The organism is Candidatus Neomarinimicrobiota bacterium, assembly GCA_041862535.1.
GTDB lineage: Bacteria > Fidelibacterota > Marinisomatia > SCGC-AAA003-L08 > TS1B11.
In genome coordinates this window covers 1-4,213 of record JBGVTM010000036.1, presented here as the reverse complement: position 1 = coordinate 4,213, position 4,213 = coordinate 1, and the positions used below count along the sequence as shown (strand labels likewise).

Sequence of the window (4,213 nt, the reverse complement as noted above, 5' to 3'; positions counted from 1 at the left end):
CGACAATCCTTCGACTCCGCTCAGGACAAGGCTCAGGGCGATATCTCCGGTCTCTCCTTCCCAGCCCGGCGCTACCTGGGCGAAATCCCGGCGGGTAAGAGTCAGCAGGTCAGCATCCCTATCAAGGCCGGGCTGGACATACCCGATGATCAGGTGACACTTACGTGCACCTTCAGCGAGGCCAACGGCTTCGAGCCCGATCCCATCGAGGTTACCTTCGAGACGCGCGCCTTTGAGCCGCCGCAGCTGGCCCTGGCCGACGTGGGCATCGACGACGCCTCAGGCAATGGCATGATCGAGGCGGGGGAGGTGGTGACGGTTATGGTGCGGGTGCAGAACCGGGGCCGGGGCAGCGCTGAGAAAGTGAATGCCCGGGTCAACATCGGCCGGAACGTATTCGCCGCGGCGGGCAGCGAGACCGAGTTCGACCTGGGTACTCTGGCGGCCGGCTCCTACCGGGATCTCCAGTTCCAGGTCTACACCAACCGCCGGGCTACCGAGATACCTGTCAGCCTAACCCTCACCGAGCGGCACGGCCGCTACGGTCTGGCCGAGGCCCCCCTGGAGCTGCCCTTCAATCAGCCGGTGCGCTCCATCCAGCAGGTAGTCATTGCCGGGAAGGAGCTGGAAATGCCGGAGATTGCCGCGGCGGGCGGGCTGTCCATAGACATCGAGCGGGACATCCCCCAGGGCCTGGACCAGCGCAAGGACGCCGTGGCCCTGATCATCGCCAACCGGCGCTACCGGGATCCCGACGTGCCTGACGTGGCTTTCGCCCACCGGGACGGGGAGTTCATGAAGCAGTACCTGGTCCGGACACTGGGCTACCGGGAGGGGAACATCTTCATCCACCAGGACGCCACGCTAGCCGGTTTTCGCACCGCCCTCAGGCAGCTGCGGAATGCCGCGAAAAAGAACAGCGACGTATTCGTCTACTACACCGGTCACGGGGCTCCGGACGTGGAAGAGAAACGCGGCTACTTCGTGCCGGTGGACTGCAATCCCAACTACGTGCAGGAAAGCGGTGTTCCACTCGACGAGTTCTACGAGGAGTTGGGAGATATCAAGGCAAACAGCATCACCGTGGTTATCGACGCCTGCTTCTCCGGCGCCAGCCACCAGGGCATGCTCATCCAGAACCTCAGCCCCATCATGCTGGTGGTGGAGGACCGCGCCCGGCTGGATAAGAATACCACCGTATTCACCTCCGCGGCCGGCGAGGAAGTCAGCTCCTGGTACCCCGAGCAGAGTCACAGCCTCTACACCTACTATTTCCTCAGGGGGCTGCAGGGGGAAGCGGATCGGGACGGTGATAAAACGCTGATGGTGGGCGAACTCCAGACCTACCTGGAAGAGCAGGTGCCCTACATGGCCCGCCGGCTGCACAACCGCCAGCAGACTCCCACCGTGACGCCGGGAAACGAAGAGCAGGTCTTCGTGCGCTATAAATAGAGACTTGGGACCTACCCTGAGCAACGCCGAAGGGCTGGGGGCTGGCGACGAGTATTGTTTCAGTACCTGGCGACCCTGGCGGTTTCAGACAATCCTAGCGGCTTTTAAACAGCCGTTCGTTAATCCGCCGGGGATTACCGACTATCCCAAAGTGGAAGTTCCGCAGGTATCTCCGCAGTACGGCCTGGATGTCTGCCGGCCGAAGCGCTTGCAGCTCTGACAGGTACTGGTCCGCCTTTTCCCAGCCGCCGCCAACAATCTCCCACAAGGCCAGTTGCAGCAGCTGATTCATGGACGATTCATTATCCAGCAGGTGACGGGTCACCGAAATGCTGAGAGCATTTTTGAGCTGCTGTTCCGGGATGGGCTCGCGGATCATCTGGTCGATGGTCTGGAAGATCACCGCCACGGTGCTGTCAGGTTTGGTGGTGGTCGTGTAGATGACGCCGATGTTGGCGATGCGGCGGGCGAAACCCGCGCCGGGCTCGGTGGCCAGGTCGCGTTTGGTATGCAGCTCTTCGACCAGTCGGTCACTCAACATGTTCATGGCGGCGGTGAAGGCGGGATAGTCCGGGTGACCCGGGCGGGGGGCCGCACAGAAGCCCAGAATGTAATTGGTTGGCAGGTCGCGCCGGGCGATGGCCAGGTCAGGCTTGCCCGGATCAAAGGCCAGCGTTGGCAGGCGCAGCTCCGGCCCCATCGGTAGCTGCCGAGCCAGGTCCCGGGCCTTATTGGTCACATCCTTGAGGTCCAGATCGCCAACCATAACCAGCAGGGCCCGGTTTTTAGTCACATCCCCACGAAAGTACTGGATCAGGTCCTTGCGTGACAGGCTGGCAACGCTCGAGGTGATACCGTATACACTAACACCGTAAGGATGCCCTTCGTAAAACAGGTCGTTCGCAACCCGACTGACGTAGCCCTTTGGCTGGTCGTTCTCGGCTTCGATAACCGCTACCATTTTTTGGCGGACCAGATCCAACTCCCGGGGCTCAAAACGCGGCTGCAGAAGCACATCGGTATATAGGTCCCAGGAGTGATCGAAGTGGTCGAGGATGCACTGGAAGGTGAGGACGGTATAATCATAGGTCGCCAGCACATCGAAAGTGGTGCCCAAGGATTCCAGGCTGGCATTCAATTCATCCTTGGTGCGGGTTTTGGTACCCCGGGTAGCCGCATCGAACATGAAAATCTCGATACCGGCCTGCCCGGCACCCATGTAGTTGGTGCCCCCCAGCAGGTAAAACCCGCCCGCGACTACCGGATTACCCGGCGTGTCCTTGAAAATAACCTGCAGCCCATCAACGATGAAGTCGGTGGTCTCAACCTTGCCAGGTCGCGCGCACGCCAGCAGGCCCAGGCAGGCCGCTAATGCAAAGCACCTCCTGACTGTCCGTACACTCATCTTGTCAGACTCCCTTCTACAACTTTGAGTTGCTGCTGAGTCTGTTTACTCACCATCGCCGCCGTAACGTGGGGCTGGTCGATAATGTATCGCTTGACGTAATCGGCAATGTCTTGATGACTTACCGCCCGCAGGTTCTTCAGGTAGTCGCGGTAATAATCCAATCCCGCTACGGCCCACCAGAAAGCAACCTCGTGGATGAGATTGGACGCCTTGTCCCCCCGATAGACGGCGTCCACCTCCAGCAGCGTTTTCGCATTCGCCAATTGCTCATCCGTAAAGTATCCCGGATCGGCAAACCTTTCAACCTCGGCCCGCAGCGCTTCATAAGCCTCCCAGAATTTTTGCGGGCGACAGCTCACACTGATTAAAATGGGACCGATATGCTTCTGAGTGAAATAGATAATATCCGCACTCAATGCGATGCCCGAGTCCACCAGGTTCTTTTGAAACTCGGATATTTTCTGGTTGAGAATGAAGGAAAAGACATCGGCTGCGAAGGTCCCCTTTACGTCGGCGGTCACGCTGGGTCCATGCCAGGCCATGACAATCTCGGCATTATTGACCGCCTGAATCACCACCGTGTCCTCGCTGGCCGGAAGAGGGACCATAGGAGGAATGGGATTTACCCGGGAGGGATCGGGACCGGGTTTCCAATCACCAAAGAGTTCCCTCGCCTGCCTGAACACCTCCCCGGGCTTCACATCCCCGGATACCAACAACGCCGCGTTATTCGGTATGACATACCGTCCATGGATCAGGCGCATCTGATCGGGGGTGACGGATCGAATCACCTCCGGATCACCCAGATAATTTTTCCGGCTGTCGTTCTTACCCCACAGCTTCTTACGCAACGCCTGGGCCAAATGATAAGCGGGAGTGGCAGCTTGCCGATCCATCTGATCCAGGATTACTCGCTTCTCACGTCCCAATTCATCACCCATGAATAGAGGATACAGAAGCGATTGACGCATAAGCTCCAGGCCCGACCTCAAGGAATCCCTGGGGAGAGTGCCAAAGAAGTGCTCCCACTCCTCCTGCACATTGCTGCCGGTTACCATACCTAACTCCCGGGTGCGCTCCAGGCAGGCCCCGGGACCAGGATAAGCCTGGTTCGCCTTGCAGAACATATGCGCGTGGAAGTTGGCCAATCCATTCTCTTCCGGGGCCTCATTGAAAGAACCATTCCTGACGATTAACTCAATCGTTACCAGGGGCACTGTATGGTTTTCGACCACAATCACCTGCAATTCGTTGTCCAGAATCTTAGCCGACAGCGCCTCACCCGCCCGCACAGTGGTCACGGCCATCAGAAACAAAAAAGGCAGTATTCTCGGCTGAGCCTTCATTATCCTC

General features: G+C 58.9%; 3 protein-coding genes. 1 reads left to right on the top strand and 2 read right to left on the bottom strand.

Going from position 1 to position 4,213, the window contains the following annotated elements:
* Nucleotides 1–1,452, top strand: a 1,452-nt coding sequence (locus ACETWG_01520; protein MFB0515264.1) for a caspase family protein, incomplete at its 5' end; no start/stop codon positions are given.
* Nucleotides 1,453–1,546: 94 nt separating this feature from the next.
* Here the strand turns inward: ACETWG_01520 and ACETWG_01515 are convergent.
* A complete protein-coding gene (locus ACETWG_01515; protein MFB0515263.1) occupies nucleotides 1,547–2,857 on the bottom strand; it encodes a M16 family metallopeptidase in 1,311 nt (436 codons plus the stop codon).
* A partial coding sequence (locus ACETWG_01510; GenBank protein ID MFB0515262.1) for a M16 family metallopeptidase occupies nucleotides 2,854–4,213 on the bottom strand: 1,360 nt, incomplete at its 5' end. The genes ACETWG_01515 and ACETWG_01510, both read right to left, overlap by 4 nt.

Bases quoted from the DNA above. Each gene is read 5' to 3' on its own strand.
- ACETWG_01515 (MFB0515263.1), bottom strand. From the start codon at position 2,857: ATGAGTGTACGGACAGTCAGGAGGTGCTTTGCATTAGCGGCCTGCCTG.